Genomic DNA, 23,503 nt, shown 5'->3' with positions numbered 1-23,503 from the left:
ATAGGTGATTGCAATGCCAGAACTTCCAGAAGTGGAAACAGTCAGAAGAACATTAGAGCAGCTCGTACTCGGAAAAGAGATCAAGGAAGTGTCCGTCTTCTGGCCAAAGATCATTAAAGCACCTGAGCCTGTCGAACAGTTTCAGGATGCTTTAAGGGGGCAGACGATTTCTGCAATAGGCCGTCGGGGCAAGTTCCTCATTTTCACCTTGGATGATTATTCGATGGTTTCGCATTTAAGAATGGAGGGGAAATACGGCGTCCATCCAAAAGAAGAGCCGTATGATAAGCATACCCATGTGATCTTCACTTTCACGGATGGCAGTGAACTTCGGTACAGGGATGTCCGGAAATTCGGAACGATGCACCTATTTGCCAAAGGGGAAGAATTTGAACGGTTGCCTCTGTTGCATTTAGGGCCTGAACCGTTGTCTGAAGATTTTACTGTCGAGGGGCTAAGTAAGAAGTTGGCAAGAACCAACAGGAAAATCAAGCCCGTTCTCCTTGATCAAACGGTTGTCGTCGGGATTGGGAATATATATGTGGATGAGTCTTTATTCCGTTCCGGTATCCATCCGGAGAGAATGGCATCTTCACTCTCGTTGCAGGAAATCAAAACATTGCATGCTGAAATCATTGCGACATTAGGTGAAGCTGTGGAAAAAGGCGGAAGTACGATTCGTTCATACATTAATTCCCAAGGGCAAATCGGCATGTTTCAGTTGGAACTGAATGTTTATGGACGAAAAGGCGAGAACTGCAAACAATGCGGCACGCCACTTGAAAAACTGGTTGTTGCAGGACGCGGCACACATATTTGCCCGTCATGCCAGCCGCTAAAATAGGTAATGTTTTTTCAAACACATCGGATGGGCTCCTTCCATATACTAGGGTAGCAACGAGTAGGGAAGGAGTAATATTCCGATGTGGCTACAAATTATTTTTCTCGCTTTTGCAGTTAGTATTGACGGATTTGGCGTAGGTTTGACATTCGGTATGCGGAAGATGAAAATCCCCTTAAGGTCAATAGCGGTCATCTCATTTTGTTCTGCGTTGAGTTTAGGCATGGCGATGATCATCGGGCAATTCATCAGTCAGCTCATATCCATCGGGGCGGCTGAAAAAACAGGCGGCATCATCCTCATTTTTCTTGGTGCCTGGATGGTATACCAGTATTTTAAGCCTGAAAAAGATTTGAAAGATGATAGATATCATGAAAAAATCATCTTTAATTTTGAAATTAAATCACTTGGGGTAGTCATTAATATTTTACAAAAACCATTGAATGCTGATTTTGATAAATCAGGTACGATTACAGGTGTTGAAGCGCTTGTTCTGGGGTTTGCACTTTCGCTGGATGCGTTCGGGGCCGGAGTTGGAGCGGCTATGATCGGGATTTCACCGATTATCCTCGCAGGGTGCATCGCTGTTATGAGTTCGATTTTCATTTGGAGCGGAATTCAAAGCGGGAAATTGCTTTCAAATAATAAAGTTGTCCAGCATTTGACCTTTCTTCCAGGTGCACTATTGATTATTATCGGTTTATTCAAGTTATGATAAGTATAAAAGGGGGAGCTTATGGGACAAATCATCGGAATCACCGGAGGCATTGCCAGTGGGAAAAGCACCGTCAGCCTCTATTTACAGGAACTCGGATTCACGATTGTCGATGCAGATCTGGCTTCCCGTGCTGTCGTTGAGCCTGGTGAAGAAGCCTATCATCAAGTTGTGAAGGCATTTGGTGAAGATATCTTATTGACGGATGGGAATATAGATCGCGTAAAGCTCGGGTCGATTATATTTAATGATCAAGAAAAGAGATTGCTATTGAATGGCATCGTGCATCCTGCCGTCAGGAATTGGATGCGGCTGAAAACGGAAGCGGCACTATCATCAGGGGAAGAAACGGTGTTCATGGATATTCCGCTCCTATTCGAAAGCAAGCTGACATTCATGGTGGATAAGACGATTTTGATCTATGTGGATGAGCAAGTTCAATTGCAGCGATTAATGAACAGGAATGGTCTTTCGGAGACGGAGGCACTTGCCAGGATCAATTCGCAAATGCCCTTGGCCGATAAAAAGGCTTTAGCGGATGCCGTCATCGATAATAATGGTGACATTAATGAAACGAAGCGGCAAGTGAAGTCCATACTTAGCGAATGGTATGTCATATAATCATGATAAAAAGAAGAAACCACCCGGTTTCTTCTTTTTATGTTGAAAAAATAAGAACAATCCGCATTTTTATTAGCACAATTCCTCTGAATTATGTTATACTAATTACATGTGAAAGGTAATAAGTATAACACTAATATTTCTGGAGGGTCCGAACAATGAATTCAAGAATAGCGATTAACGGATTTGGGAGAATTGGAAGAATGGTTTTCCGAAAAGCCATATTAGATGAGAGTTTGGACATTGTTGCCATTAATGCAAGCTATCCAGCTGAAACTTTAGCTCACTTACTAAAATATGATACGATACATGGTAAATTCGACGGTATCATTATAGCTGAAGATGATTCACTAGTAGTGAATGGCCGCCGAGTTAAACTAATAAATAACCGCGATCCAAAGCTATTGCCTTGGAAAGAGATGAACATAGATATTGTAATTGAAGCCACTGGCAAATTCAATGAACGTTCTAAAGCGGCTCTTCATTTAGACGCAGGAGCTAAAAGAGTTATATTATCAGCCCCGGGTAAAAATGAAGACGTTACCATTGTAATGGGAGTAAATCAGGAAGTGCTGGAAATTGACAAGCATTTCGTCATATCCAATGCATCTTGTACAACGAACTGCCTTGGACCGGTTGCAAAAGTGCTTGATGAAAAATTCGGCATAAACAACGGTTTAATGACAACGATACATTCTTATACTAATGATCAAAATAACATCGATAACCCGCACAAAGACTTGAGACGTGCCCGTGCCGCTGCGGAAAGCATGATTCCTACGACTACAGGAGCTGCAAAAGCCATCTCACTAGTGTTGCCGCAATTAAAAGGCAAGCTTCATGGAATGGCGATACGCGTACCGACACCTAACGTATCTTTAGTCGATCTTGTAGTGGATTTAAACCGTGATGTCACGATTGATGAAGTGAACCAAGCCTTCATCGATGCTTCAGAAAATGAACTCAAAGGAATCATGGAATTCACGATGGAACCTTTAGTTTCCAGTGATTTCAAAACGAATCCACACTCTGCAATCATCGATGGGTTGACGACGATGATGATCGGGGACAGGAAAGTGAAAGTCCTTGCATGGTATGATAATGAGTGGGGTTACTCCAACCGTGTAGTGGACCTTGTAAAATTAGTTGGTTCCGAGTTGAAAAAAACTTCCGAAGTCGAATTATCAGTAAAATAAAATGAAAAAACCGGGCCTGCTAAAATTTTTTAGCAGGCCATTTTGGATTTGGAAGTAGTTATAGAGAATAGTGACCTAACTCATACCATACTTTTCTTTTGCATCTGCAGCAACTGCAACTTTCCCAATCGCTTGTTCAACCAGAGGCTCTAAGATATGGCCATCATGTGTATTTCAAGGTGTTACTATCGTCCCCAACACAAATCCATTGCGGTCTGATACCGCATGAAACGAACGGGCGTACTTGCTTTGTCCGTTCACATAGTAGCCACTCTCAGGGTCAGTTGAACTGTCTTTAATCGCCTTGGGTTTTTTACTTAAATAGACTGAAGGCAAAAGGAGTTTCTATCTTAATGTTAAAACAAAGTTGATTGGAGCGAGTGCCCTTCGTTCCAATCAACCTCCAAATTTTAAAATCCTAAAAAATTGTAGACAAACTCAATTACGAGATGGTCCGCATTTTAAGCCCACTAAAATTTTTTTATCGGGCTATTTTTAATGCAGTGATCAATCAGTTCCTGGCTGCTTTATGGCGCTGAATAAACCGAAGACAGAATTTGCACCACATTGGAACCTTCGCTATATCCCAATTACATATAAAGTTTATCTTTCCAAAAATTCAATTTGGAGTTGCAAAAAAAATTCAAACCATATATACTATGAATCGTGAACTTCTTCAAAAGCAGTTTGCATGATGGCTACTTAAAGGGTTAGGACCTCTTTGGACTAACTTTCCCCCGTGGTAGTTATCAGAACTTATTTTTAAATCATGGTAAGGGGGAAGCTTAATATGGAAACAGCTTACACTATGGAAACAATGGGTAGACATGTCATTTCTGAACTTTGGGGTTGTGACTTTGAAAAACTGAACAATATCGATTTAATTGAAAAGATTTTTGTTGATGCTGCTTTGAAATCAGGTGCAGAGGTACGAGAAGTTGCCTTTCACAAATTTGCTCCACAAGGAGTCAGCGGGGTTGTCATCATTTCTGAATCACACTTAACGATTCACAGTTTTCCAGAACACGGCTATGCGAGCATTGATGTCTATACATGCGGTAACTTGGATCCGAATATTGCGGCAGATTATATTGCAGAAGCTTTGAATGCGCAAACACGTGAAAACATAGAATTACCACGTGGATTAGGTCCTGTACAAATGAAAAAAGCCAATATAAGTGCCCTATAAAAAAATGTATACACAGAGATGCCATGGGTGCATCTCTTTTTTAATGCAATGAATCGGCAGTCTGCTTCACTTTATTGGAGAGGATTGCCTTGTAGCGCAATGCTCTTGACAACGGTGCCTAAACGGCAGGACAAAAAGTGCCTGCTGCCGGAAGTTACACTTTTTACTTGTACTGGCCGTTCCTTTTAATATAAGATTAAGATAGAGAAGTAATTCCTTGGGGAACATTAGATAGGGGAGTCCTACATAAAATACGGAGCTGATAATGATGAAATGCCCATCATGTCAATATAACGGAACAAGAGTGCTCGATTCCAGGCCAGTCGATGAAAGTAAATCGATTCGACGACGCCGTGAATGTGAGGCATGTGGTTTTCGATTCACGACATTTGAAAAGGTGGAGGAAACACCGCTTATTGTAGTGAAAAAGGGCGGGACACGTGAAGAGTTCAGTCGTGATAAAATCTTGCGTGGCTTAATCAGGGCTTGCGAAAAACGTCCGGTTCCCTTGAAAGAACTAGAGCAAATTACCAGTTATGTAGAAAAAGAACTACGCAACCAGGGCATATCGGAAGTGAAAAGCGACAGTGTCGGCGAAATGGTAATGGACAAGCTGGCGGAAGTCGATGAGGTTGCCTACGTAAGGTTCGCATCCGTCTATCGACAATTTAAAGATATCAATGTCTTTATCGATGAATTGAAAGATTTAATAAATAAAGAAAGAAAGTAGAGCTGAAGATTCACTTTGGCTCTTTTTTCACTACATCTTTTGAAAGGTTTGAATGGAGATGTCAATGCATTGGCAAGAATTGCTCCCAGCGGATTCATATTTGGTCTCATCTGCGGGGCTGCTTCATGATTATGATCGGAAAATACTTACCCGACTATATCAACCTCTTATTGGACCTATCTGCATTAGCCTATATATGACATTATGGAGTGAGTTGGAGGAAAACAGGCTATGGTCGGAAACCTCCTCGCATTATCAATTAATGAATACGATCGGCCTTAAGTTAGGTGATATTTACGAAGCACGGCTTTTACTTGAAGGAATCGGTCTGTTGAATGTATATAGGAAATCGAAAAATGATACGAAGGAATTCATCTATGAGTTAAACCCGCCGCTTTCACCCCAGCAGTTTTTCACGGATGGAATGCTGAATATTTACTTATACAAAAAAATCGGTAAAGCGCAATTCAACCGGTTAAAGAGATTCTTTTGTGATGACCATATCTTAAAAGATCAATATGAAGGAGTGACTAAATCTTTTGCGGAAGTATTCTCATCAGATCATTTGGACTCTTTATATGTAACGGATGAAGCGAAAAACGAATGGAAACCGCTGCCTGAACAGCAATTCATCGATCGGTCGGAAGGCGTCGAGCCATCGGGGTTTGATGACTTATTTGATTTTGACCTTTTATTTGCCGGGATGAAATCCTCTATCGTGCCGAAAAAGGCGTTTACTCCGAAAATAAAAAGTACGATTGCCAAACTTGCTTTCTTATATGGCATTGATCCGCTGGAAATGCAAAAACTAGTCATGGATGCCGTTTCATTGGATGATGAGATTGATGAGGAAATGCTTAGAAAGGCGGCAAGGGACTGGTACCAGATCGAACGGCAGGCCGATATGCCTTCCCTTGTCAATCGGGTGCAGCCAATTCGTGAACGGACACAAAAAGAAGAACCGAAAACAAAGGAACAAGAGTTAATCCGTCATTTGGAGACGATTTCTCCAAGGGAGCGGCTGATGCAATTGTCTGGCGGTGCAGAGCCGTCAAGCGGTGATTTGAAAGTGGTTGAGGGCGTGATGATCAATCAAAAGCTGAATCCGGGTGTCGTCAATGTCTTGATTGAATATGTCATGCTAAAAACGGATATGAAGTTCACGAAGGGTTATGTGGAAAAGCTGGCGGGACATTGGGCACGGCTGAAGGTGTCCACGGTCGTCGAGGCGATGGAACTGGCTAAAAATGAACATAGGAAATATCAGGACTGGGCTCAAGGAAGCAGGAATGCTGCGAAGGGCAGCCGGAAAAAGGCGATACGGGAAGAAGTGGTTCCGGAGTGGCTTGAGAAAAAAGAAGAAGCACAGCAGGAGCAGAATGCAGATCAGCCTGAATTGAATGCCCAGAAACGCGAGCTTCAGGAAATATGGAAGCAGTGGAAAGCAGGAGGTGAAATGAACGATGGAAAAGATAAATAGATCCCTTAATAAATTGGCCAATACAAACCAATTCCAACAGCGTTATGAAAAGCTGAAACAGGAGATTTTTGAAGACGAACAAGTGCGGTTATTTTTGAATGCCAACAGTTCGACGGTCACGAAGGAAATGATCGATAAAAATTTGGGGAAGCTTTATGAGTTCACTTCACAGAGCAATAAATGTGATAAATGTCCAAGCCTGAATGGCTGCATCAATATGATGCAAGGGTATTATCCTAAATTGGTGGTTCAAGGGAAGGCTTTGAACCTGCATTATGAAATATGCCCCCGGAAATTGGCAGAGGATGAAAAGCGAAAACGGGAAAAATTGATCCGCAGCCTATATGTACCGAAGGATATTTTAAAGGCGACCATTGAGGACTTTACCCAAACGGATAATGAAAACAAACGCTTGGGTGTTTTAAGTAAAGCGATGTCGTTCATTATGGAATATGAGCCAGGTAAAAGGCAAAAAGGTTTATATATTTATGGCAAATTCGGTGTTGGGAAAACGTACTTATTAGGTGCGATTGCCAATGAACTTGCAGAAAGGCAAATTTCCTCCCTTATTGTTTATGTACCTGACTACTTGAGGGAACTTAAGGGATCGATAGGTGATAATACGGTCAATGAAAAAATAGAGATGGTGAAAACGGCACCTGTCCTCATGCTGGATGATATTGGAGCGGAGTCCATGACGAGCTGGGGACGCGATGAGGTTTTTGGTCCGATTTTGCAATTTAGGATGCTGGAAAACCTGCCGACGTTTTTCACTTCGAATTTTGACTTGAATGGCTTGGAGAACCACCTGACCTTTTCACAGCGTGGTGAGAAGGAAGAAGTGAAGGCGGCCAGGGTACTGGAAAGAATTCAATATTTAGCTGAGCCGGTCAAGCTTGATGGCGTGAATCGGAGAAGATGAAGAAAAGTGGTCTCTTAATGGAGGTCACTTTTTTCTTCTTACAAGGCCCATCCTACTTCTAAACACGTCCCCATCCCCATATACATGAAAAAAGAAGCAAGGGGGAAGGGGGGATGTCGTAGTGCAAATTTCGTTTCAAAACGATTCAGAGGCATTGAAATTACTGAATTTCGTTTCTGTCCATCCATTGGGGGCAGAATTTCAAGCATATATTCGATTTCTTCCGCAACAAGGCATGCATGTGGATATGACTGAGTCTTCAGGTGATGAATGGCTAATTCTGCTTCGAGATGCATTTCATTCTTTTTTATTGGAAGAAAAGACGCTACCTGTTCTGGAGCAAATAATAGTCAGTAAATTTTTTTATAGGGAACGGGAAGAAATTGAAGCCATCATTGAAATTGCATCATCGATCATCGAGGCGGAAAGAGCCAGGAATCAAGATGAAGCATTCAGTACGGAGAAACGATTGATAGAGGAAGGACTTCAAAGCATATTGGCTGGAAAGGTATCTTTTTCATTCGATTCTTTTACGACCTTCCGGTTGAAATCGTTTCAGCACACTTTGGAGAAGTATGTCGTCAAGGCGATTGATGAATATAAGCTGGAACAGGATTATCAAAATTTCATTGCTACGCTCCGTGATTGCCTTCATGGGCAGGAGTCGAAATTAAGGAAGCTCCACCTGGTCAACCAGGATGGTTTTCACTTCTATGATCAGAAATTCAGCAAACTCGACCGTCCAAAAATCAATAGTATGATCGACAGGAGGCTTCTTGCCAAAAGTTCACTTTTTCTCGATACGGTGATACTTGCCCCACTTTTATCGATTGCTCCTGAAAACTTGTGCATCTATACCGATGACAAGGAAGAGGGGCTGATCCAGACCATTTCAAGGATTTTCGAAGAACGGGCGACTATCTTGCCACTTTCGTCATTTACTATGCATTTGAATGATCTTTCGTGGAAAAAAGAAAATTAACCTTGATTTTCACCGTATAACAAATTATAATTTCCTACATACTATTAAAAAACTAAAAGTTATGATGAGGACAAGGGTATTCTAGTCGCCGATTATCAGAGAGGGGAGCCAACAGGCTGTAAGCTTCCTATTCGCATGGAACACTTACCACCTTTAAACTTCGGCTCGGAAAGCAGGCATTCTGCGAATATGAGCTGACGGGAAGCTGCCGTTACCAAGTTACAAGTGCCATTTTGCCGTGAGAAGCAAGATGGAACGAGGGTGGAACCGCGGGTTAATGATATTTATTACTAAGCTCGTCCCTGTTTTATACAGGGGCGGGCTTTTTTGTGTTGTAATGGAATCAAAAACCTGTAATTTGTTCGAACAAATAAGAAGGAGTGAAACTGAATGTCAGAATTACTGAAAATATCTTTTCCTGACGGAGCGGTTAAGGAGTTTGCTAAAGGCACAACAACTGAAGACATCGCTGCATCCATCAGTCCTGGTTTAAGGAAAAAATCCATTGCCGGAAAATTCAATGGTGAATTATATGATTTGAAACGTCCGATTGAACAGGATGGTACAATCGAAATCGTCACACAGGACGCAGCGGATGCTCTTGAAGTATTGCGTCACAGTACAGCGCACTTGATGGCACAAGCGATCAAACGTTTGTACAAAAACGCTAAATTCGGCGTAGGGCCAGTCATCGAGGGCGGCTTTTACTATGATATGGATCTGGAGGAATCATTGACTCCCGAAGACCTTCCATTGATTGAAAAAGAAATGAAGAAAATTGTCAACGAAAACCTGGAAATTTCCCGCATCGAAGTGAGTCGTGATGAAGCGATTTCCCGTTTTAAAGAAATCGGCGACGAGTATAAATTGGAGTTGATCGATGCGATTCCTGCCGATCAGCAGGTAACGCTTTATGAGCAAGGGGAATTCTTTGACCTTTGTCGCGGAATTCATGTTCCATCAACGGGGAAAATCAAAGAATTCAAGCTATTGAGCATCGCTGGAGCATACTGGAGAGGCGATAGCAAAAATAAAATGCTTCAACGCATTTACGGTACGGCTTTCTATAAAAAAGAAGATTTAGCCGAACACCTGCGTCTCCTTGAAGAAGCCAAGGAACGTGACCATCGTAAAATCGGCAAAGAATTGGACTTGTTCATGAGCTCACAGAAAGTAGGGCAAGGGCTGCCGATGTGGTTGCCAAAAGGCGCGACAATTCGCCGTACAATCGAAAGATACATTGTGGACAAGGAAGAACGTTTGGGTTATGACCATGTCTACACACCTGTAATGGGAAGCGTGGACCTTTATAAAACATCTGGACATTGGGATCATTACCAGGACGGCATGTTCCCGGTCATGGAGATGGAAAACGAACAGCTTGTCCTGCGTCCGATGAACTGTCCGCATCACATGATGGTCTATAAAAACAGCATCCACAGCTACCGCGAACTGCCAATCCGGATTGCCGAGCTAGGCTTGATGCACCGCTATGAAATGTCAGGTGCCCTTTCAGGCCTTCAGCGTGTGCGCGGGATGACATTGAATGATGCGCATATTTTCGTCCGTCCCGACCAAATCAAAGAAGAGTTCAAGCGTGTTGTGAACCTTGTTCTGGAAGTATATAAAGATTTCGATATCAAGGATTATTCATTCCGTCTGTCTTATCGCGATCCTCAGGATACAGAAAAATACTTCGATGATGATGACATGTGGGAAAAAGCGCAAAGCATGTTAAAAGGCGCCATGGATGAACTTGGTCTGGATTACTTTGAAGCGGAAGGTGAAGCGGCATTCTACGGTCCTAAGCTTGATGTTCAGGTGCGTACTGCCTTAGGGAAAGATGAAACGCTTTCCACTGTTCAGCTTGATTTCTTGCTTCCTGAACGTTTCGATCTTAATTACGTAGGTGAGGACGGCAAGCAGCACCGTCCGGTTGTTATCCACCGCGGCGTCGTTTCCACAATGGAACGTTTTGTCGCTTACTTGATAGAAGAATACAAGGGGGCATTCCCGACTTGGCTTGCACCTATTCAAGCACAAGTGATCCCGGTCTCACCTGAAGTGCACTTGGATTATGCGAAAGAAGTACAGGAAAAACTTAAAGCGCAAGGCATTCGTGTCGACCTGGATACACGTGACGAGAAAATCGGTTACAAAATCCGTGAAGCACAAATGCAAAAAATCCCGTACATGCTGGTCGTTGGAGATAATGAAGCCAAAGAAGGCAGCGTGAATGTACGTAAATACGGTGAACAAAAATCCGAAACGATCGCTTTTGAAGATTTCGTTTCAGCGATTAAGGCGGAAGTGAGCCGTTAACAGCAAAAAGAGGGGCACATATAGTTGTGTCCCTCTTTTTAATTATGGCATGATAAAATGAAACCATCATGTGAAAATATGTACAGCGATGAAAGGGAGGGGCAGCATGAAAAAGAAATTTACTTATCTATTCGGACCGACATTCCTTGTCATCATCATCTTATTGTTATTGGATGGTTATCGACAATATGCCATCGTCCCGGTCCTGTTTTTTTGGATAGCGCTATTTTCTTGGGACGCCATTGAGAAAAAGAAAAAGGCGAAAGAAGACTCTTAAAATTTGATCGCTTCTGTCAGTATGGACTGTAACCAAAGGGGGAGTGGGATAAATGGAGATTAGAAAAGCTTCAAGGAAAGACGCGGGTAACTTGGCTTATCTGTTCAATCATGTTGAAGATTCCGGGTATATGCTGTTTAACCCTGGGGAAAGAAAAGCTACGGGGAAACAAATGGAAAAGCAATTGGAGCAAATCGAAAAAAATCCCCCTTCCATTCTCCTTGTTGCTGCTAGTGGCGATGAGTTGAATGGTTACCTAATTTTATTGGGCAATCGAATGGGCCGAACGAGGCATTCCGCTAAAATCGTCATCGGCATCAATGAACAGGATAGAGGACAAGGCATCGGTACGAAGTTATTTCTTAAAATGGAGGAGCATGCACGGACAAACGAAATTAGGCGCCTGGAATTGTCCGTGATTGCAAACAACGCCCCTGCGCTTTCCTTATATCGAAAGATGGGTTTTGAAAAGGAAGGAATAAAGCGGGAATCATTGTTTTTTGATGGAAAGTATCATGATGAATATTTTTTGTCCAAATTACTTTAAAAAACGTATTGTCAAATAACTGAATGTCTGATAATATTAATTTTGTTGTGAAAAACGAATAAATTAGCATTTGACAAGTCATCAGTGTTTATGATATATTTCTAAAGTGAATTGAATACGTGTTTGAGGAAAAGAAGAAGCACCCGCTTCTCACCTGGTTGACGCAAACAATGCAGTTAACAGGTCATGATTTGATTATTTGGATCTTTCTGAATGAGTCTATCAGTGTGGGTGCAACATGCATCCACACTTTTTTATTATGATTATATCCTGTAAGCGAGTTGTGAGCGTGACCGAATTTATTCAAATATTCGTATTCGCCAATATCTTTGGAGGTGGCTAACTATTAGTAAAGACGCGATGGTAAACGAGGGCATCCGAGCCCGTGAAGTTCGTCTTATTGACCAAAACGGAGAACAACTTGGAATTAAAACGAAATTCGAAGCATTGGAAATTGCCGCTCGTGTAAATCTTGATCTAGTTTTAGTTGCTGCAAATGCAAAGCCTCCGGTAGCCCGGATCATGGACTACGGAAAACACCGCTTCGAGCAGCAAAAGAAAGACAAGGAAGCACGTAAAAATCAAAAAGTCATCAGTCTGAAAGAGGTTCGTTTGAGCCCGACGATTGAAGAACATGATTTCAATACGAAGCTTCGCAACGGTATTAAATTCCTTGAAAAAGGCGATAAAGTAAAAGCTTCTATCCGATTCAAAGGACGTGCCATTACGCATAAGGAAATTGGTCAACGTGTACTCGTTCGTTTTTCTGAAGCATGTAAAGAAGTGGCTACAATCGAGCAACACCCAAAAATGGACGGGCGCAGCATGTTCATTATATTAGCACCGAAAAACGAAAAGTAATTGTAAAGTAATTTGTAATGAGGAGGAATACCTTATGCCTAAAATGAAAACTCACCGCGGATCTGCTAAACGTTTCAAAAAGACTGGATCCGGCAAACTTAAGCGTTCTAACGCTTACACAAGCCATTTATTTGCTAACAAATCTACTAAGCAAAAGCGTAAGCTTCGCAAAGCTAGCCTTGTAAGCAAAGGTGACTTCAAACGTATTCGTCATATGCTAGACAACATTAAATAAGTTCGATTTATCGAGTTAAATAGGAGGGAAATAACATGCCACGTGTAAAAGGCGGTACTGTTACTCGCAAACGTCGTAAAAAGGTAATAAAATTAGCTAAAGGTTACTATGGCGCGAAACATATTCTTTTCAAAGTAGCTAACCAACAAGTAATGAAGTCAGGAAACTATGCTTTCCGTGACCGTCGTCAAAAGAAACGTGATTTCCGCAAACTTTGGATCACTCGTATCAACGCTGCAGCACGCATCAACGGTCTTTCATACAGCCGTTTAATGCATGGTCTAAAGCTTGCTGGTATCGAAGTGAACCGCAAAATGCTTGCTGATCTTGCTGTTGCTGACGAACAAGCTTTTGCTCAATTAGCAACTGCTGCTAAACAACAATTAGACAAATAAGTCTTACTGATACAGCCACTCTCTTTTCAAGAGGGTGGCTTTTTACATATTTTAAGGAGGGAATGAGAATGCAAGGAGTATGGTTCATAGCTGCTTATGTGATCATCACAAACATCATCGGGTTTGCCTTGATGGGAATCGACAAAAGGAAAGCGCGTAATGGGGAGTACCGGATCAGCGAAAAGACACTTTGGTTTTGGGCAGTCATAGGCGGGGGGACCGGGTCCTTTTTGGGGATGAAGCAATTCCGCCATAAGACGAAGCATGCCGCTTTTAAGTGGGGCCTGCCTATATTGATGATTCTTCAGATAGGCTTATTGATTAAGTTATTCATTCAATTGTAATATGTAGCCCGTATAATGTATATGCTTGTAGAAGCAGCAAAGAGTAGCTGGAGGGAGAGCATGAATGATAAACTGACACTTGTGATGAGCTACGTTCAATCTGGAAGCGTGTTTGCACCGTTGATTTTTATCACTTTTCATTTATTAAGGCAATTTTTATTCATTCCTGTCATTGTGGTTTGCATGTCCGGCGGAGTATTATTCGGGGCAGCTTTTGGAACCATCTATTCGGTAATCGGTTTGACGCTGTCCAGTATGGCCTTTTATTTCGTGATAGGCAAATTTCCGAAAACAAAGGATAGGCTGCTGCGTCTTAAGAATAAGCTGTTTGGAAACCGAAAGCTAAACAGCCGGCAAATTGCAGTACTGAGGCTAATACCATTCATACACTTTTACTTACTGTCGCTTTGCTTATTGGAATCCAATAAAGGGCTGAAAAATTATTTTTACCTATCCTTCATGACCAATCTCCCTGTAGCATTCGTATACACGGTTTTTGGCCACTATATTGCAGATTTCAGTCCAACGCTTATCGTCATCATTTTATTATCCTTAACCTTATTGATCTATTTATTGAGAGAGAAGCAGACGGTCGTCCCCTGGAAGGAATTTTTTCGTTCAGATGATTAATATAGAGCCTTGAGTCCATTTTTCTCAAGGCTCTTCATTACGCATGATTTTTTTCATTTTTGTAAAAACTCCTTAACCGGGCTCTTCCAATCAATAACGGCATCCGGATATTGTTTTTTTATGGCTGCCTCGATTTTTAAGAAGTCATTTCGCTTCAAGCCTTTCAGGCCGGCCACTTTTTTAGGCCATATGAAGATGGAGATGACCTCGAAGGAGCGTTCCGTCGTCCCTAAATACTTTTCCCCTTCAAACATCACCCCGTTGTACGTCAATAAAAAATTCTTTCGTATATTGGCTGTATCGTCGAGCAGAAAGAATTTTTTCTGTTCATGTGCCAGCTCTAATTTTCTTTTCGGATTAAATAGGTATTTGATGACTGAATATATTAAGAAAATGATGAGAGCCAAAAGAATGGACCGCATGATCAATACCATGGAGCTACCTCCTTAAACAGAGTGATTCCCTTAATTTACGTATGGGTTTTTAATAAGTTTCATTTATTTGATATAATTTAGGGGAAGACGATGGAAAGAAGTGATGAAAATGAACATAGGTAAATTAATGGAAATGCAGGCAGCTTTGGACGAGCATATACAATCAAAGCATGATTTGGGTGCTGAAGACTTGGTGGAACGGAAGATACTTGCTCTTTTAGTGGAGCTTGGAGAGCTTGCCAATGAAACAAGATGTTTTAAATTCTGGAGTCTTAAAGGACCCTCTGATAAAGAAACGATTTTGGCAGAATACGTGGATGGCATTCATTTCATTTTGTCACTCGGGATCGAACGGGGATTTGTGCCGGAAGTTCCATCTGCCCTCAAGATGCATCGGGAGGATTTGACGGTTCAATTTACTGCTATTTACGGCTACATCAGTGAATTTCGCACACAGTTGACAGAGTCATCTTTCCAAAAGGTTTTTACTGCGTATTTACATTTAGGGGAGTCGCTTGGATTTTCGGCAGTGGATGTGGAAAAAGCATATGTAAGCAAAAATGAAGTGAATTACGAAAGGCAAAAGCAAGGCTACTGATTGTTTATGTAATCGATTGTCTGTATAATTATTCTTGTAATGTAAGTTATAGGGAGGTAAGGGAATGGCTCAATTGGATGAAACGTTAAGGATGCTTCGGGACTTAACTGATGCTAAAGGCATTGCAGGAAATGAAAGTGAAGTAAGAAAAGTGATGACCGAATACATAACACCATTTGCTGATGAAATATCGACAGATGGCCTGGGCAGTTTGATTGCAAAGAAAACGGGAGATGAAAACGGACCGAAAATCGTCGTTACCGGGCATATGGACGAAGTCGGTTTCATGATCACCCAAATTGATGATAAAGGATTTTTGCGTTTTCAGCCGGTTGGGGGCTGGTGGTCACAGGTAATGCTGGCCCAACGCGTGACAATCGTTACAGGTAAAGGTGATATAACTGGCGTTATTGGTTCCAAGCCGCCACATATCCTGTCAGCGGAGGCGCGGAAGAAGCCGATTGATATTAAGGATATGTTTATTGATATTGGTGCATCCAGCAAAGAAGAGGTTAAGGAATGGGGCGTAAAGCCAGGGGATATGGTTGTGCCATATTTTGAATTCACGGTCATGAATAATGAAAAGATGCTGCTCGCCAAAGCTTGGGACAATCGAATTGGCTGTGCAATCGCCATTGATGTGCTTAAACAGCTGAAAGACGGCGACCATCCTAATGTCGTTTATGGAATTGGCGCAGTGCAAGAAGAGGTCGGCCTGCGTGGCTCCAAAACATCCACATTCAAAATTCAGCCGGATATCGGTTTTGCCGTCGATGTAGGCATTGCTGGTGATACACCGGGGGTTACCGATAAAGAAGCGATGAGTAAGATGGGGGAAGGCCCGCAAATCGTCATCTATGATTCATCGATGGTGGCACATAAGGGATTACGCGATTTCGTCACCGATACGGCTGATGAAATGAATATTCCTTATCAATATGAATCGATCCCAGGCGGCGGGACGGATGCCGGCTCCATCCATTTAACGGCAAATGGTGTTCCCGCTCTGGCGATCACGATTGCCACACGCTACATTCATTCACACGCAGCAATGCTTCACAGGGATGATTATGAGAATGCAGTTAAGCTCATTGTCGAAGTGATTAAACGCCTCGATCGCGAAGCGGTTGATCGGATCATTTACGAATAATATAGTGAAAGTTAAAAATGGAGAGGCCTAATTTAGGTCCTCTCCATTTTCTTTTTCCTATTTCTACTTGTCTTCGACGATTATATAGACCGCTTTGATGGGTCCATGGACGCCGACGACAAGGTCCATTTCGATATCAGCCGAATTGCTCGGCCCTGTTATGAAATTGATGCAGGAAGGAACGACTTCGCCCCGGGTAACTTTTGAACGGATGGCCGCAGCAGCCTGCGTCATTCGCGGAACGATGGTGCTTTTTGGAATGATGGAAACATGGCAGGCAGGAAGGAAGCTGATGGAACGGCCATGGTCCTTGTCGCTGAACAAGACGACGGTCGCTGATTCTGCTAGTGTCATCTCACTGAATGTGATTCCGATGTTAGCACTTTCTGCTTTTTCGATATTTTCATTCCCGGCTTGGTGATCCCATATATGGACATCTTTTTCCTTTAAGATACCCTCTAACCCATAGGCGGAAAATCGATCGTCCTTAGGGATGATCAAGGGTCCGTTTCCAAGTTCCTCGATCACCTGTGTTAAACAATGCATCACTTGCTTGGAGTCGGTAACGTGAAATTGAGTATGCACCCGTTTACATTGCTCTTTCAATTCCGCAACAAGATCATTTGGTGTCGCATGTTTCAAAACTTCTTTTTGGGGGGCGTGCTTCCATTCCGGAACGGAGATGCCCTCCGTAATAGGAGCACGCCCCATGTTTTTGGCTATATTGTTTAAAAATGCCCCTTCATTATGGATGGTTCCATTCATGATGGTTTCCCTCCTTTTTCCCGATTTTTGAACCAGTCCCGAAAGCTCTCTTTACCTGGAGCAGGGAACTCACGGCTTTCTGTCCAAGTTTTGAGTGGTCCCGGTCCTTTCGAGATGATATCCCCCGTTTTAAAAGGTGACATCGCTGATGGGGCCATTTTGGAGCCGAACTTATAAAGCATAGGTGATGCCGCACCAATTCCGAAGGCCTTCATGGCCATCTTTTCTGAAAACGGCGCCATTTTTTCCTTTTCTACGATGACTTCACGATGCTTCCTCAATAAATCATGAAGAGGAATCTTTACCGGACAGGCATCTGTACATGCTGCACAAAGAGTGGAGGCATATGGCAGTTCCTTGAAATCATCATATCCCCCGAGTAAGGGTGAAAGCACAGCACCGATTGGTCCTGGATATATTGAACCATATGAATGACCGCCAACCTGGCGATAGACCGGGCAGACATTTATACAGGCAGCACAGCGAATGCATTGAAGAACTGATTGAAACTCAGTTCCTAAAATTGAGGAACGTCCATTATCTACAATCACAAGGTGAAACTCCTCGGGTCCGTCTACATCATCTTCATCACGCGGACCGGTAAGTGCGGTGATGTAACTGGTCAATCTTTGGCCGACAGCGCTTCTTGTCAATAAGCTGACAAGGACTTCGAATTCATCGAATGTAGGTACAAGCCGTTCCATACCCATCACGGTGATTTGCGTTTTTGGGAGGGCAGTGACCAAATCGGCATTTCCTTCATTCGTCACCAAACCGATCGAGCCCGTTTCCGCAATCGCAAAATTACAGCCGGTAATGCCCACATCGGCGCTTAAGAAATCTTTCCGCAGAATGCCCCTCACATGGGCGGTAAGTTCTTCCGGTTTTTCGGTTTGCGTATAGGCAAGCTTTTCTTTAAAAACGTCCCTAATCTGTTCTTTATTTTTATGGAGAGCAGGTGCGACGATATGGGAAGGGGGATCATGATCATCCACTTGTAAAATGTATTCACCAAGGTCCGTTTCAACGACATCGAGGCCAACTGCCTCAAGAGTTGCATTCAAATTGATCTCTTCCGTGACCATCGATTTGGATTTCACGATCTTTTTGGCATTCTTTTTTACAATGACATCCTTAATGTATCCGCTTGCTTCTTCAGCGGTTTCAGCGAAGAAGACATGACCGCCCCTTTTCGAAACGTTTTCTGCAAGCTGGTGCAAATAGAAATCAAGGTTACTGAGCACATGCTGCCGGATTTCTTCCCCAAGGGAACGCCAATCCTCCCAGCTTCCCAATTCATCAACGGCAGTCAGTCGCCGTCCGTGTAATCGTTCTTGGGCACTGGATACGGCCAATCGCATAAAGTCATTATGTATTCCTTCATCCACCCGGTCTTTAAATTTGGCAGAGCTGGTTTTCATAGCCATAAGTTTATCCCTCCTCGCTTTCTTTTAAATACTATTCAGGACTTCCGCAATGTGAAGCACTTTCACCGGTTGCCGCTTCCTTTGGATCCGTCCGCCAATATTCATCAAACATCCTGCATCCCCGCCGATTAAAAAATCTGCCCCGGTATCTTCAATATTGCATACCTTTTCCTCGACCATTTGCCCGGAAATGTCACCCATCTTAACCGAAAATGTCCCCCCGAACCCGCAGCAGTTTTGGGCATCCGGAAGTGGTGTCATTTCCAGTCCCCTGACATGGCTTAATAAAATGGCAGGTGCTTCCTTCACCTTAAGCAGCCGTGTCATATGGCATGAAGTATGATAAGTGGCCTTTCCCTTAAGGGTCGCTCCGACGTCGGTCACTTTTAAGACATCCACGATGAATTGGGACAATTCATATGTTTTAGCCGCTAATGATGCCGCTTTCTTTTCCCATTCGGCATCGCCTTTGAAAAGAACCGGATATTCCTTGAACATCGCTGCACAGGAACCGGAAGGGGTTACGATGTATTCAGCATCCGCGAATGTTTTAATCATCTTTTTCATGGCTTCCTTCGATTCCTTCGTATACCCGCTATTATATGCCGGCTGTCCGCAACATATCTGGGACTCCGGGAAATCGATCTCACAGCCTAATCTCTCGAGTAGCTCCACTGTGGCTTTGCCGACATTGGATTGAAACAAATCCACTAAACATGTTGCAAAGAGAGTAACTTTCAAACTGAACTCCTCCTTTTTAAAAATATGTTAACAGGTCATCTGATGACTAAAAAATGGAAAAAGGAAATGGCTAAGTGAATATACCAATTTCCAAGATTTTTAAATGAAGTAATCGTTTTCAAAATAATATATCAATTTAATCCTTTTTTGTATAGGGTATTTTTAAAATTTAAAGGAATGTCAATTATTCTTTTGCTGATTCTTTTGGATGACCCGGTCCAGTGATTCCTCGACGCTCTGAAGGTGAAATAGCATGGCACTGCGGGCTCCGTCTTCATCCTGTGCCACAATTGCATCATATATCCTGACATGCTGCTGGTAAAGCTGCTTAAGTGTCATCTCTTCGGAATAAAGCGCAATCCGGCGGATATCACGCATCTTTTCCGTCATTAATTCCGAAACGTGATTCATCAATGTAATCAGCAGCTCATTTTGTGATGCGTTTGCCACGGCAACATGGAAGGCGATATCCGCTTTATCACTGAGCTCTTCATCATCTGATACCTTTTCCATATCAAAGAGCCTGTCCTTGAGTTCGATAAGGTTATCTTCCGTTCTCTTCTTCGCTGCCACTTCTGCCGTACCGGACTCAAGGATTTTCCGAACTTCCAGTAAATGTTTGATATTGTCTTGATCCATCAAAAGGGCGGCAGACAAGGGGTGGTTCATGATGGTGGGGTCGAAGGTTTTGACGAATGTTCCTTCACCTTGTTTTATTTCAATAAGACCCATTGAACTCAATGCACTTAATGCTTCGCGGATGGCCGGGCGCCCGACTTGGAAATTTTCCGCAAGCTGCTGAATGGAATCCAATTGTTCACCTGGTTTCAGGCTGCCTGACCGAATCATTTCATAAAGTTCATCGCTGACTTCTTCATAAATTTTTTTCGGCTTTATTTTTTTATATACCAAGTAGTAGCACCTCTATTTTCTATGAGTTTCTCTGGTTAATATTATATAACACAAATGATCTTTGACACTTCCAGAAGGGTGAAAAATCAACAAAAAATAAAAAAAATCTTGATTTTATATTTTCAATCATTTAATTTTAATGAGTACTCATCAAGTCATCTGATGACTTTGAATATTTGAATATGTAAGGGGTTTCAATTAGCGGTTGATTTCTGATTTTTTAAAAAATTTATAGAAAATGGAGTCGAAATGAATGACATGGACACAAAACTTTACGCCGATCACCGATAATTTAGTTTTATCATCTCTTGCTGCACTCATTCCAATTCTTTACTTTTTCTGGGCGCTTACCATCAAACGTATGAAAGGTTACATTGCAGGTGTAACCACGCTGCTTGTAGCTCTTGCAGTGGCTGTATTGATATATGGAATGCCTGCAGGAAAAGCTGTGATGTCCGCTTCACAAGGAGCCGTATATGGGCTGCTCCCAATCGGATGGATAATCATCACTTCCGTATTTTTGTACAAAATGACTGTTAAAAGCGGACAATTCAATATCATTCGTTCTTCGGTGCTTTCGCTTACGGAAGACCGCCGCCTCCAGGCATTATTGGTGGCATTTTCTTTCGGGGCCTTTTTAGAAGGTGCCGCGGGATTTGGAGCACCGGTCGCCATTTCAGCCGCGCTATTGGTCGGTCTCGGATTTAACCCGCTGTATGCAGCCGGGATTTGCTTGATCGCGAATACCGCTCCGGTAGCATTCGGGGCGGTTGGAATACCGATCATCGCCATGGAAGGCCCTACTGGCATAGCCGCCATGGAGATTTCCAAAATGGTCGGCCGCCAATTGCCATTCCTTTCGGCTCTCATTCCGCTTTATCTCATTTTAATCATGACAGGGTGGAAAAGGTCGATTGAAGTCTTGCCGGCAATTTTGGTTTCCGGATTTTCCTTTGCCATCACACAGTACTTAAGTTCGAATTTTCTTGGGCCCGAATTACCGGACATCCTTTCCGCGTTAGTGTCACTGTTTGCATTGGCGATTTTTCTTAAATTCTGGAAACCTAAAACGATCTTTCGCTTTGCATCAGAGGAAACGGCAGCTGCTGTCGAACCATTATATACGGCCGAAGCGGAAACGAAATACACGAAATGGCAGATATTCCATGCTTGGTCACCATTCCTTCTGTTAACGCTTTTCATAACAATATGGGGGATGAACCCAATAAAGCCGGCACTATCCGGACATTATGAAGGCAACAATGTGCTGCTTGGCGGAATCAATGAAATCGGGAAACTATTAACCTTCCAAATCCAAGTGCCAGGTCTGCATAATGAGATAATCGGAAGTAACGGATTGCCGATTGCAGCTTTCTATAAAGTAGAACTGCTCGGAGCAGCCGGGACGGCCATTTTACTGGCCGCCATCGTAACGAAGTTCATCGCACACATGTCTGCAAAAGACTTTTATGGCACCTTTGTTGAAGCGATGAAAGAGTTGGCCAAACCAATCTTGATGATTTCTACCGTGGTCGCTTTTGCTTATGTGACGAATGCTTCAGGCATGTCGACAACATTAGGGATGACCCTGGCAAAATCGGGTGATTTATTTCCGTTCTTTGCACCGGTTCTCGGCTGGCTGGGTGTGTTCATTACCGGATCGGATACATCAGCCAACCTCTTATTTGGCAGTCTGCAGAAAGTGACTGCGCTTAAAGTGGGGATGGAACCGGTCCTGGCACTGGCGGCGAACTCTTCCGGAGGAGTCACCGGAAAGATGATTTCCCCCCAATCGATAGCGATTGCCTGTGCTGCCGTTGGATTGGCGGGCAGGGAATCGGAATTATTGAGATTCACGCTCAAACATAGCTTATTTTTATTGCTGCTTGTTTGTGTGATTACCTTCTTGCAAAATGGCGTCCTTTCCTGGATGATTCCATAATTAGAATGAGGCTCCCTTTTCATAGGGGAGCCTTGAAATATTTTTAAGTCGATTCAAAAAAGGAGGACATTTAATGCAATTGGCAGCTGTGGCAGGAAAATTGGTGCATGAGGTTCGAAAACTGATTGATGAGGAGATCATCATTATTGACCATGCTGGCACGATTATCGCCAGCACCGATGGCAGCCGTATTGGATCTTTTCATGAAGGGGCCATTCACGCTTTCAACAATCGTGAGAAATTGATCATCAATAAACAGGATGAACGAAGTTGGAAAGGAGTGAAGGCAGGGATAAACCTGCCCATTTTCTTCAATCAGGAAGCCGTTTGTGTCATTGGAATTACGGGCGACCCCAAACATGTTTCTCCCTATGCGGAACTTTTTAAAAAAATGACGGAGATGTTCATTCAGGAAAGCTATCATATCGAACAAGCAGAATCCCAATCACGTCTAATGGAATTCTTTGTGTTTGAATGGCATCAGCTGAAGACGTTCAATGATCTCTTCCTTCAGAAGGCCAAGTTGCTTGGGGTCGATGTTCATGCAGACCGGATCATCACCCTTGGTGAATTTAAGACTGAGGAGATCATTGAACCTAATGTGTGGAAAACGCTTCAGATATTCATAAGACAGCAGCATCCCAATGACATCGCAGTACGTTGGGGGAGGAACCAATTCGTCATTCTTTCAATGGCCGATTTCTTCGGTTCAAAAATCCAGCAATTAAAGAAATTAAGTAAACTGCAAAAAAGACTGGAAGAGAGCTCGGGTTATAAAGTGTGTGCAGGAGTTAGTTCGCGTGCATCAGGAGCCGCTTTCAGGTTCGCGTTTTTTAAAGCGGAACGTTCCTTGAAAATCGCGTTTCCTTCATCGGGGATCATATTTGACGAGGACTTGAAACTTGAGGTCCTGCTTGATGAAGTTACCGCTGAAACAAGACAGGAATATTTATCCCGGACGATTCAGGAGTTGCTTCCTAATGAGGATCTGCTTAAAACCCTTTCCATGTATTTTGCATGTGATCTATCTTTAAAGGAGACCGCTAGAGCCCTGCATATCTATATCAATACCCTCCATTACAGGCTCAAGCGCATAGAAGATTTGACCCGGCTGAATCCTCGGAAGCTAGCCGATTTAGTCACTATGTATCTAGCAGTATGTGTATTGGATAAACATACAAATTAATTCTATGAAAAGCTCTAAATTCTATATGTTCATACATAGAAGGCTGAGTGTTTTTTTTCTT

The 23,503-nt window shown here is 42.8% G+C and carries 26 protein-coding genes and 1 other annotated feature; of the genes, 21 read left to right on the top strand and 5 right to left on the bottom strand.

The window, feature by feature from the left end:
- The first annotated feature begins 13 nt into the window (after positions 1-13).
- The 17 genes from mutM to ACIQYG_RS02180 all read left to right on the top strand — a co-directional run bounded on the left by mutM (position 14) and on the right by ACIQYG_RS02180 (position 14,287).
- Positions 14-844 (top strand): DNA-formamidopyrimidine glycosylase, encoded by an 831-nt coding sequence (gene mutM, locus ACIQYG_RS02260; RefSeq protein WP_402835290.1) that lies wholly within the window; start codon positions 14-16, stop codon positions 842-844.
- A 79-nt stretch (positions 845-923) separates the two neighbouring features.
- A complete protein-coding gene (gene ytaF, locus ACIQYG_RS02255; RefSeq protein ID WP_402835289.1) occupies positions 924-1,556 on the top strand; it encodes a sporulation membrane protein YtaF in 633 nt (210 codons plus the stop codon).
- Between the two features lie 21 nt (positions 1,557-1,577).
- A complete protein-coding gene (gene coaE, locus ACIQYG_RS02250) occupies positions 1,578-2,177 on the top strand; it encodes a dephospho-CoA kinase (protein ID WP_402835288.1) in 600 nt (199 codons plus the stop codon).
- 158 nt (positions 2,178-2,335) lie between these two features.
- Entirely contained in the window at positions 2,336-3,373 is a 1,038-nt protein-coding gene (locus ACIQYG_RS02245; protein ID WP_402835287.1) for a glyceraldehyde-3-phosphate dehydrogenase, read from the top strand.
- A gap of 808 nt (positions 3,374-4,181) precedes the next feature.
- Positions 4,182-4,562 carry an adenosylmethionine decarboxylase gene (speD, locus tag ACIQYG_RS02240; RefSeq protein WP_034311443.1) on the top strand — a complete coding sequence of 127 codons (381 nt, stop codon included), beginning with the start codon at positions 4,182-4,184 and terminating at the stop codon, positions 4,560-4,562.
- A gap of 268 nt (positions 4,563-4,830) precedes the next feature.
- A complete protein-coding gene (gene nrdR / locus ACIQYG_RS02235; RefSeq protein WP_034309080.1) occupies positions 4,831-5,292 on the top strand; it encodes a transcriptional regulator NrdR in 462 nt (153 codons plus the stop codon).
- Between the two features lie 64 nt (positions 5,293-5,356).
- Entirely contained in the window at positions 5,357-6,772 is a 1,416-nt protein-coding gene (locus ACIQYG_RS02230) for a replication initiation and membrane attachment family protein (RefSeq protein ID WP_402835286.1), read from the top strand.
- Positions 6,756-7,694, top strand: a complete 939-nt coding sequence (gene dnaI / locus ACIQYG_RS02225; protein ID WP_305158807.1) for a primosomal protein DnaI — start codon at positions 6,756-6,758, stop codon at positions 7,692-7,694. Before ACIQYG_RS02230 ends, dnaI begins: the two co-directional genes overlap by 17 nt.
- A 121-nt stretch (positions 7,695-7,815) precedes the next feature.
- Positions 7,816-8,676 carry a sporulation protein YtxC gene (gene ytxC, locus ACIQYG_RS02220; protein ID WP_402835285.1) on the top strand — a complete coding sequence of 287 codons (861 nt, stop codon included), beginning with the start codon at positions 7,816-7,818 and terminating at the stop codon, positions 8,674-8,676.
- 390 nt (positions 8,677-9,066) lie between these two features.
- On the top strand, positions 9,067-10,998 hold the full coding sequence (gene thrS, locus ACIQYG_RS02215) for a threonine--tRNA ligase (protein WP_402835284.1): 1,932 nt from the start codon (positions 9,067-9,069) through the stop codon (positions 10,996-10,998).
- Positions 10,999-11,104: 106 nt separating this feature from the next.
- Positions 11,105-11,275: a hypothetical protein gene (locus ACIQYG_RS02210; protein ID WP_153246102.1), complete on the top strand. Its 171-nt coding sequence runs from the start codon at positions 11,105-11,107 to the stop codon at positions 11,273-11,275.
- Between the two features lie 52 nt (positions 11,276-11,327).
- Complete coding sequence (locus ACIQYG_RS02205) at positions 11,328-11,822, top strand: GNAT family N-acetyltransferase (RefSeq protein ID WP_402835283.1); 495 nt, start codon at positions 11,328-11,330, stop codon at positions 11,820-11,822.
- A 125-nt stretch (positions 11,823-11,947) separates the two neighbouring features.
- Positions 11,948-12,084: a sequence feature (ribosomal protein L20 leader region), on the top strand.
- A 98-nt stretch (positions 12,085-12,182) separates the two neighbouring features.
- Positions 12,183-12,683, top strand: coding sequence for a translation initiation factor IF-3 (gene infC, locus ACIQYG_RS02200; RefSeq protein WP_034309072.1), 501 nt, complete (start codon positions 12,183-12,185; stop codon positions 12,681-12,683).
- A gap of 34 nt (positions 12,684-12,717) precedes the next feature.
- A complete protein-coding gene (rpmI, locus tag ACIQYG_RS02195; protein ID WP_034309070.1) occupies positions 12,718-12,918 on the top strand; it encodes a 50S ribosomal protein L35 in 201 nt (66 codons plus the stop codon).
- Between the two features lie 35 nt (positions 12,919-12,953).
- The gene (rplT, locus tag ACIQYG_RS02190; RefSeq protein WP_034309067.1) at positions 12,954-13,313 is read left to right on the top strand and encodes a 50S ribosomal protein L20; all 360 of its coding nucleotides are present in this window, start codon (positions 12,954-12,956) and stop codon (positions 13,311-13,313) included.
- A gap of 68 nt (positions 13,314-13,381) precedes the next feature.
- Positions 13,382-13,657 (top strand): DUF1294 domain-containing protein, encoded by a 276-nt coding sequence (locus ACIQYG_RS02185; RefSeq protein WP_402835282.1) that lies wholly within the window; start codon positions 13,382-13,384, stop codon positions 13,655-13,657.
- 60 nt (positions 13,658-13,717) lie between these two features.
- Positions 13,718-14,287, top strand: a complete 570-nt coding sequence (locus ACIQYG_RS02180) for a TVP38/TMEM64 family protein (protein ID WP_034309063.1) — start codon at positions 13,718-13,720, stop codon at positions 14,285-14,287.
- Between the two features lie 53 nt (positions 14,288-14,340).
- Here the strand turns inward: ACIQYG_RS02180 and ACIQYG_RS02175 are convergent, their stop codons facing one another.
- On the bottom strand, positions 14,341-14,721 hold the full coding sequence (locus tag ACIQYG_RS02175) for a sigma-w pathway protein ysdB (protein WP_402835281.1): 381 nt from the start codon (positions 14,719-14,721) through the stop codon (positions 14,341-14,343).
- A 109-nt stretch (positions 14,722-14,830) separates the two neighbouring features.
- On the opposite strand from ACIQYG_RS02175, the gene ACIQYG_RS02170 reads away from it, so the two are divergent.
- Positions 14,831-15,319 (top strand): dUTP diphosphatase, encoded by a 489-nt coding sequence (locus tag ACIQYG_RS02170; protein WP_402835280.1) that lies wholly within the window; start codon positions 14,831-14,833, stop codon positions 15,317-15,319.
- A gap of 64 nt (positions 15,320-15,383) precedes the next feature.
- Positions 15,384-16,469: a M42 family metallopeptidase gene (locus ACIQYG_RS02165; RefSeq protein WP_402835279.1), complete on the top strand. Its 1,086-nt coding sequence runs from the start codon at positions 15,384-15,386 to the stop codon at positions 16,467-16,469.
- Positions 16,470-16,532: 63 nt separating this feature from the next.
- On the opposite strand, the gene ACIQYG_RS02160 is transcribed toward ACIQYG_RS02165, so the two are convergent.
- The 4 genes from ACIQYG_RS02160 to ACIQYG_RS02145 form a co-directional block, all read right to left on the bottom strand.
- The gene (locus ACIQYG_RS02160; RefSeq protein ID WP_402835487.1) at positions 16,533-17,237 is read right to left on the bottom strand and encodes a LutC/YkgG family protein; all 705 of its coding nucleotides are present in this window, start codon (positions 17,235-17,237) and stop codon (positions 16,533-16,535) included.
- Complete coding sequence (locus tag ACIQYG_RS02155) at positions 17,231-18,661, bottom strand: LutB/LldF family L-lactate oxidation iron-sulfur protein (protein ID WP_402835278.1); 1,431 nt, start codon at positions 18,659-18,661, stop codon at positions 17,231-17,233. Before ACIQYG_RS02155 ends, ACIQYG_RS02160 begins: the two co-directional genes overlap by 7 nt.
- Before the next feature lie 24 nt (positions 18,662-18,685).
- A complete protein-coding gene (locus ACIQYG_RS02150; protein ID WP_402835277.1) occupies positions 18,686-19,402 on the bottom strand; it encodes a (Fe-S)-binding protein in 717 nt (238 codons plus the stop codon).
- A 180-nt stretch (positions 19,403-19,582) separates the two neighbouring features.
- Positions 19,583-20,314, bottom strand: coding sequence for a FadR/GntR family transcriptional regulator (locus ACIQYG_RS02145; RefSeq protein ID WP_402835276.1), 732 nt, complete (start codon positions 20,312-20,314; stop codon positions 19,583-19,585).
- 253 nt (positions 20,315-20,567) lie between these two features.
- Here ACIQYG_RS02145 and ACIQYG_RS02140 point away from each other — a divergent pair, with 253 nt between their 5' ends.
- Positions 20,568-22,256, top strand: a complete 1,689-nt coding sequence (locus ACIQYG_RS02140) for an L-lactate permease (protein ID WP_402835275.1) — start codon at positions 20,568-20,570, stop codon at positions 22,254-22,256.
- Positions 22,257-22,329: 73 nt separating this feature from the next.
- A complete protein-coding gene (locus tag ACIQYG_RS02135) occupies positions 22,330-23,442 on the top strand; it encodes a PucR family transcriptional regulator (RefSeq protein WP_402835274.1) in 1,113 nt (370 codons plus the stop codon).
- The last annotated feature ends 61 nt before the right edge of the window (positions 23,443-23,503 follow it).

Source organism: Peribacillus sp. NPDC096622 (genome assembly GCF_044762665.1).
Classification (GTDB): Bacteria; Bacillota; Bacilli; order Bacillales; family DSM-1321; genus Peribacillus; species Peribacillus frigoritolerans_B.
The sequence above is the reverse complement of the archived record's forward strand: the minus strand, read 5'-3'. Positions and strand labels throughout refer to the sequence as shown.

What these genes read in the sequence shown, in the direction of transcription:
- ACIQYG_RS02175 (WP_402835281.1), bottom strand. Translation starts at nt 14,721, where the DNA reads ATGGTATTGATCATGCGGTCCATTCTTTTGGCTCTCATCATTTTCTTA.
- dnaI (WP_305158807.1), top strand. Translation starts at nt 6,756, where the DNA reads ATGGAAAAGATAAATAGATCCCTTAATAAATTGGCCAATACAAACCAA.
- ACIQYG_RS02245 (WP_402835287.1), top strand. Translation starts at nt 2,336, where the DNA reads ATGAATTCAAGAATAGCGATTAACGGATTTGGGAGAATTGGAAGAATG.
- rpmI (WP_034309070.1), top strand. Translation starts at nt 12,718, where the DNA reads ATGCCTAAAATGAAAACTCACCGCGGATCTGCTAAACGTTTCAAAAAG.
- coaE (WP_402835288.1), top strand. Translation starts at nt 1,578, where the DNA reads ATGGGACAAATCATCGGAATCACCGGAGGCATTGCCAGTGGGAAAAGC.
- ACIQYG_RS02135 (WP_402835274.1), top strand. Translation starts at nt 22,330, where the DNA reads ATGCAATTGGCAGCTGTGGCAGGAAAATTGGTGCATGAGGTTCGAAAA.
- nrdR (WP_034309080.1), top strand. Translation starts at nt 4,831, where the DNA reads ATGAAATGCCCATCATGTCAATATAACGGAACAAGAGTGCTCGATTCC.
- ACIQYG_RS02170 (WP_402835280.1), top strand. Translation starts at nt 14,831, where the DNA reads ATGAACATAGGTAAATTAATGGAAATGCAGGCAGCTTTGGACGAGCAT.
- ACIQYG_RS02205 (WP_402835283.1), top strand. Translation starts at nt 11,328, where the DNA reads ATGGAGATTAGAAAAGCTTCAAGGAAAGACGCGGGTAACTTGGCTTAT.
- ytaF (WP_402835289.1), top strand. Translation starts at nt 924, where the DNA reads ATGTGGCTACAAATTATTTTTCTCGCTTTTGCAGTTAGTATTGACGGA.
- thrS (WP_402835284.1), top strand. Translation starts at nt 9,067, where the DNA reads ATGTCAGAATTACTGAAAATATCTTTTCCTGACGGAGCGGTTAAGGAG.
- ACIQYG_RS02210 (WP_153246102.1), top strand. Translation starts at nt 11,105, where the DNA reads ATGAAAAAGAAATTTACTTATCTATTCGGACCGACATTCCTTGTCATC.
- ACIQYG_RS02140 (WP_402835275.1), top strand. Translation starts at nt 20,568, where the DNA reads ATGACATGGACACAAAACTTTACGCCGATCACCGATAATTTAGTTTTA.
- ACIQYG_RS02230 (WP_402835286.1), top strand. Translation starts at nt 5,357, where the DNA reads ATGCATTGGCAAGAATTGCTCCCAGCGGATTCATATTTGGTCTCATCT.
- ACIQYG_RS02165 (WP_402835279.1), top strand. Translation starts at nt 15,384, where the DNA reads ATGGCTCAATTGGATGAAACGTTAAGGATGCTTCGGGACTTAACTGAT.
- mutM (WP_402835290.1), top strand. Translation starts at nt 14, where the DNA reads ATGCCAGAACTTCCAGAAGTGGAAACAGTCAGAAGAACATTAGAGCAG.
- infC (WP_034309072.1), top strand. Translation starts at nt 12,183, where the DNA reads ATGGTAAACGAGGGCATCCGAGCCCGTGAAGTTCGTCTTATTGACCAA.
- ACIQYG_RS02180 (WP_034309063.1), top strand. Translation starts at nt 13,718, where the DNA reads ATGAATGATAAACTGACACTTGTGATGAGCTACGTTCAATCTGGAAGC.
- ACIQYG_RS02155 (WP_402835278.1), bottom strand. Translation starts at nt 18,661, where the DNA reads ATGGCTATGAAAACCAGCTCTGCCAAATTTAAAGACCGGGTGGATGAA.
- ACIQYG_RS02185 (WP_402835282.1), top strand. Translation starts at nt 13,382, where the DNA reads ATGCAAGGAGTATGGTTCATAGCTGCTTATGTGATCATCACAAACATC.
- rplT (WP_034309067.1), top strand. Translation starts at nt 12,954, where the DNA reads ATGCCACGTGTAAAAGGCGGTACTGTTACTCGCAAACGTCGTAAAAAG.
- speD (WP_034311443.1), top strand. Translation starts at nt 4,182, where the DNA reads ATGGAAACAATGGGTAGACATGTCATTTCTGAACTTTGGGGTTGTGAC.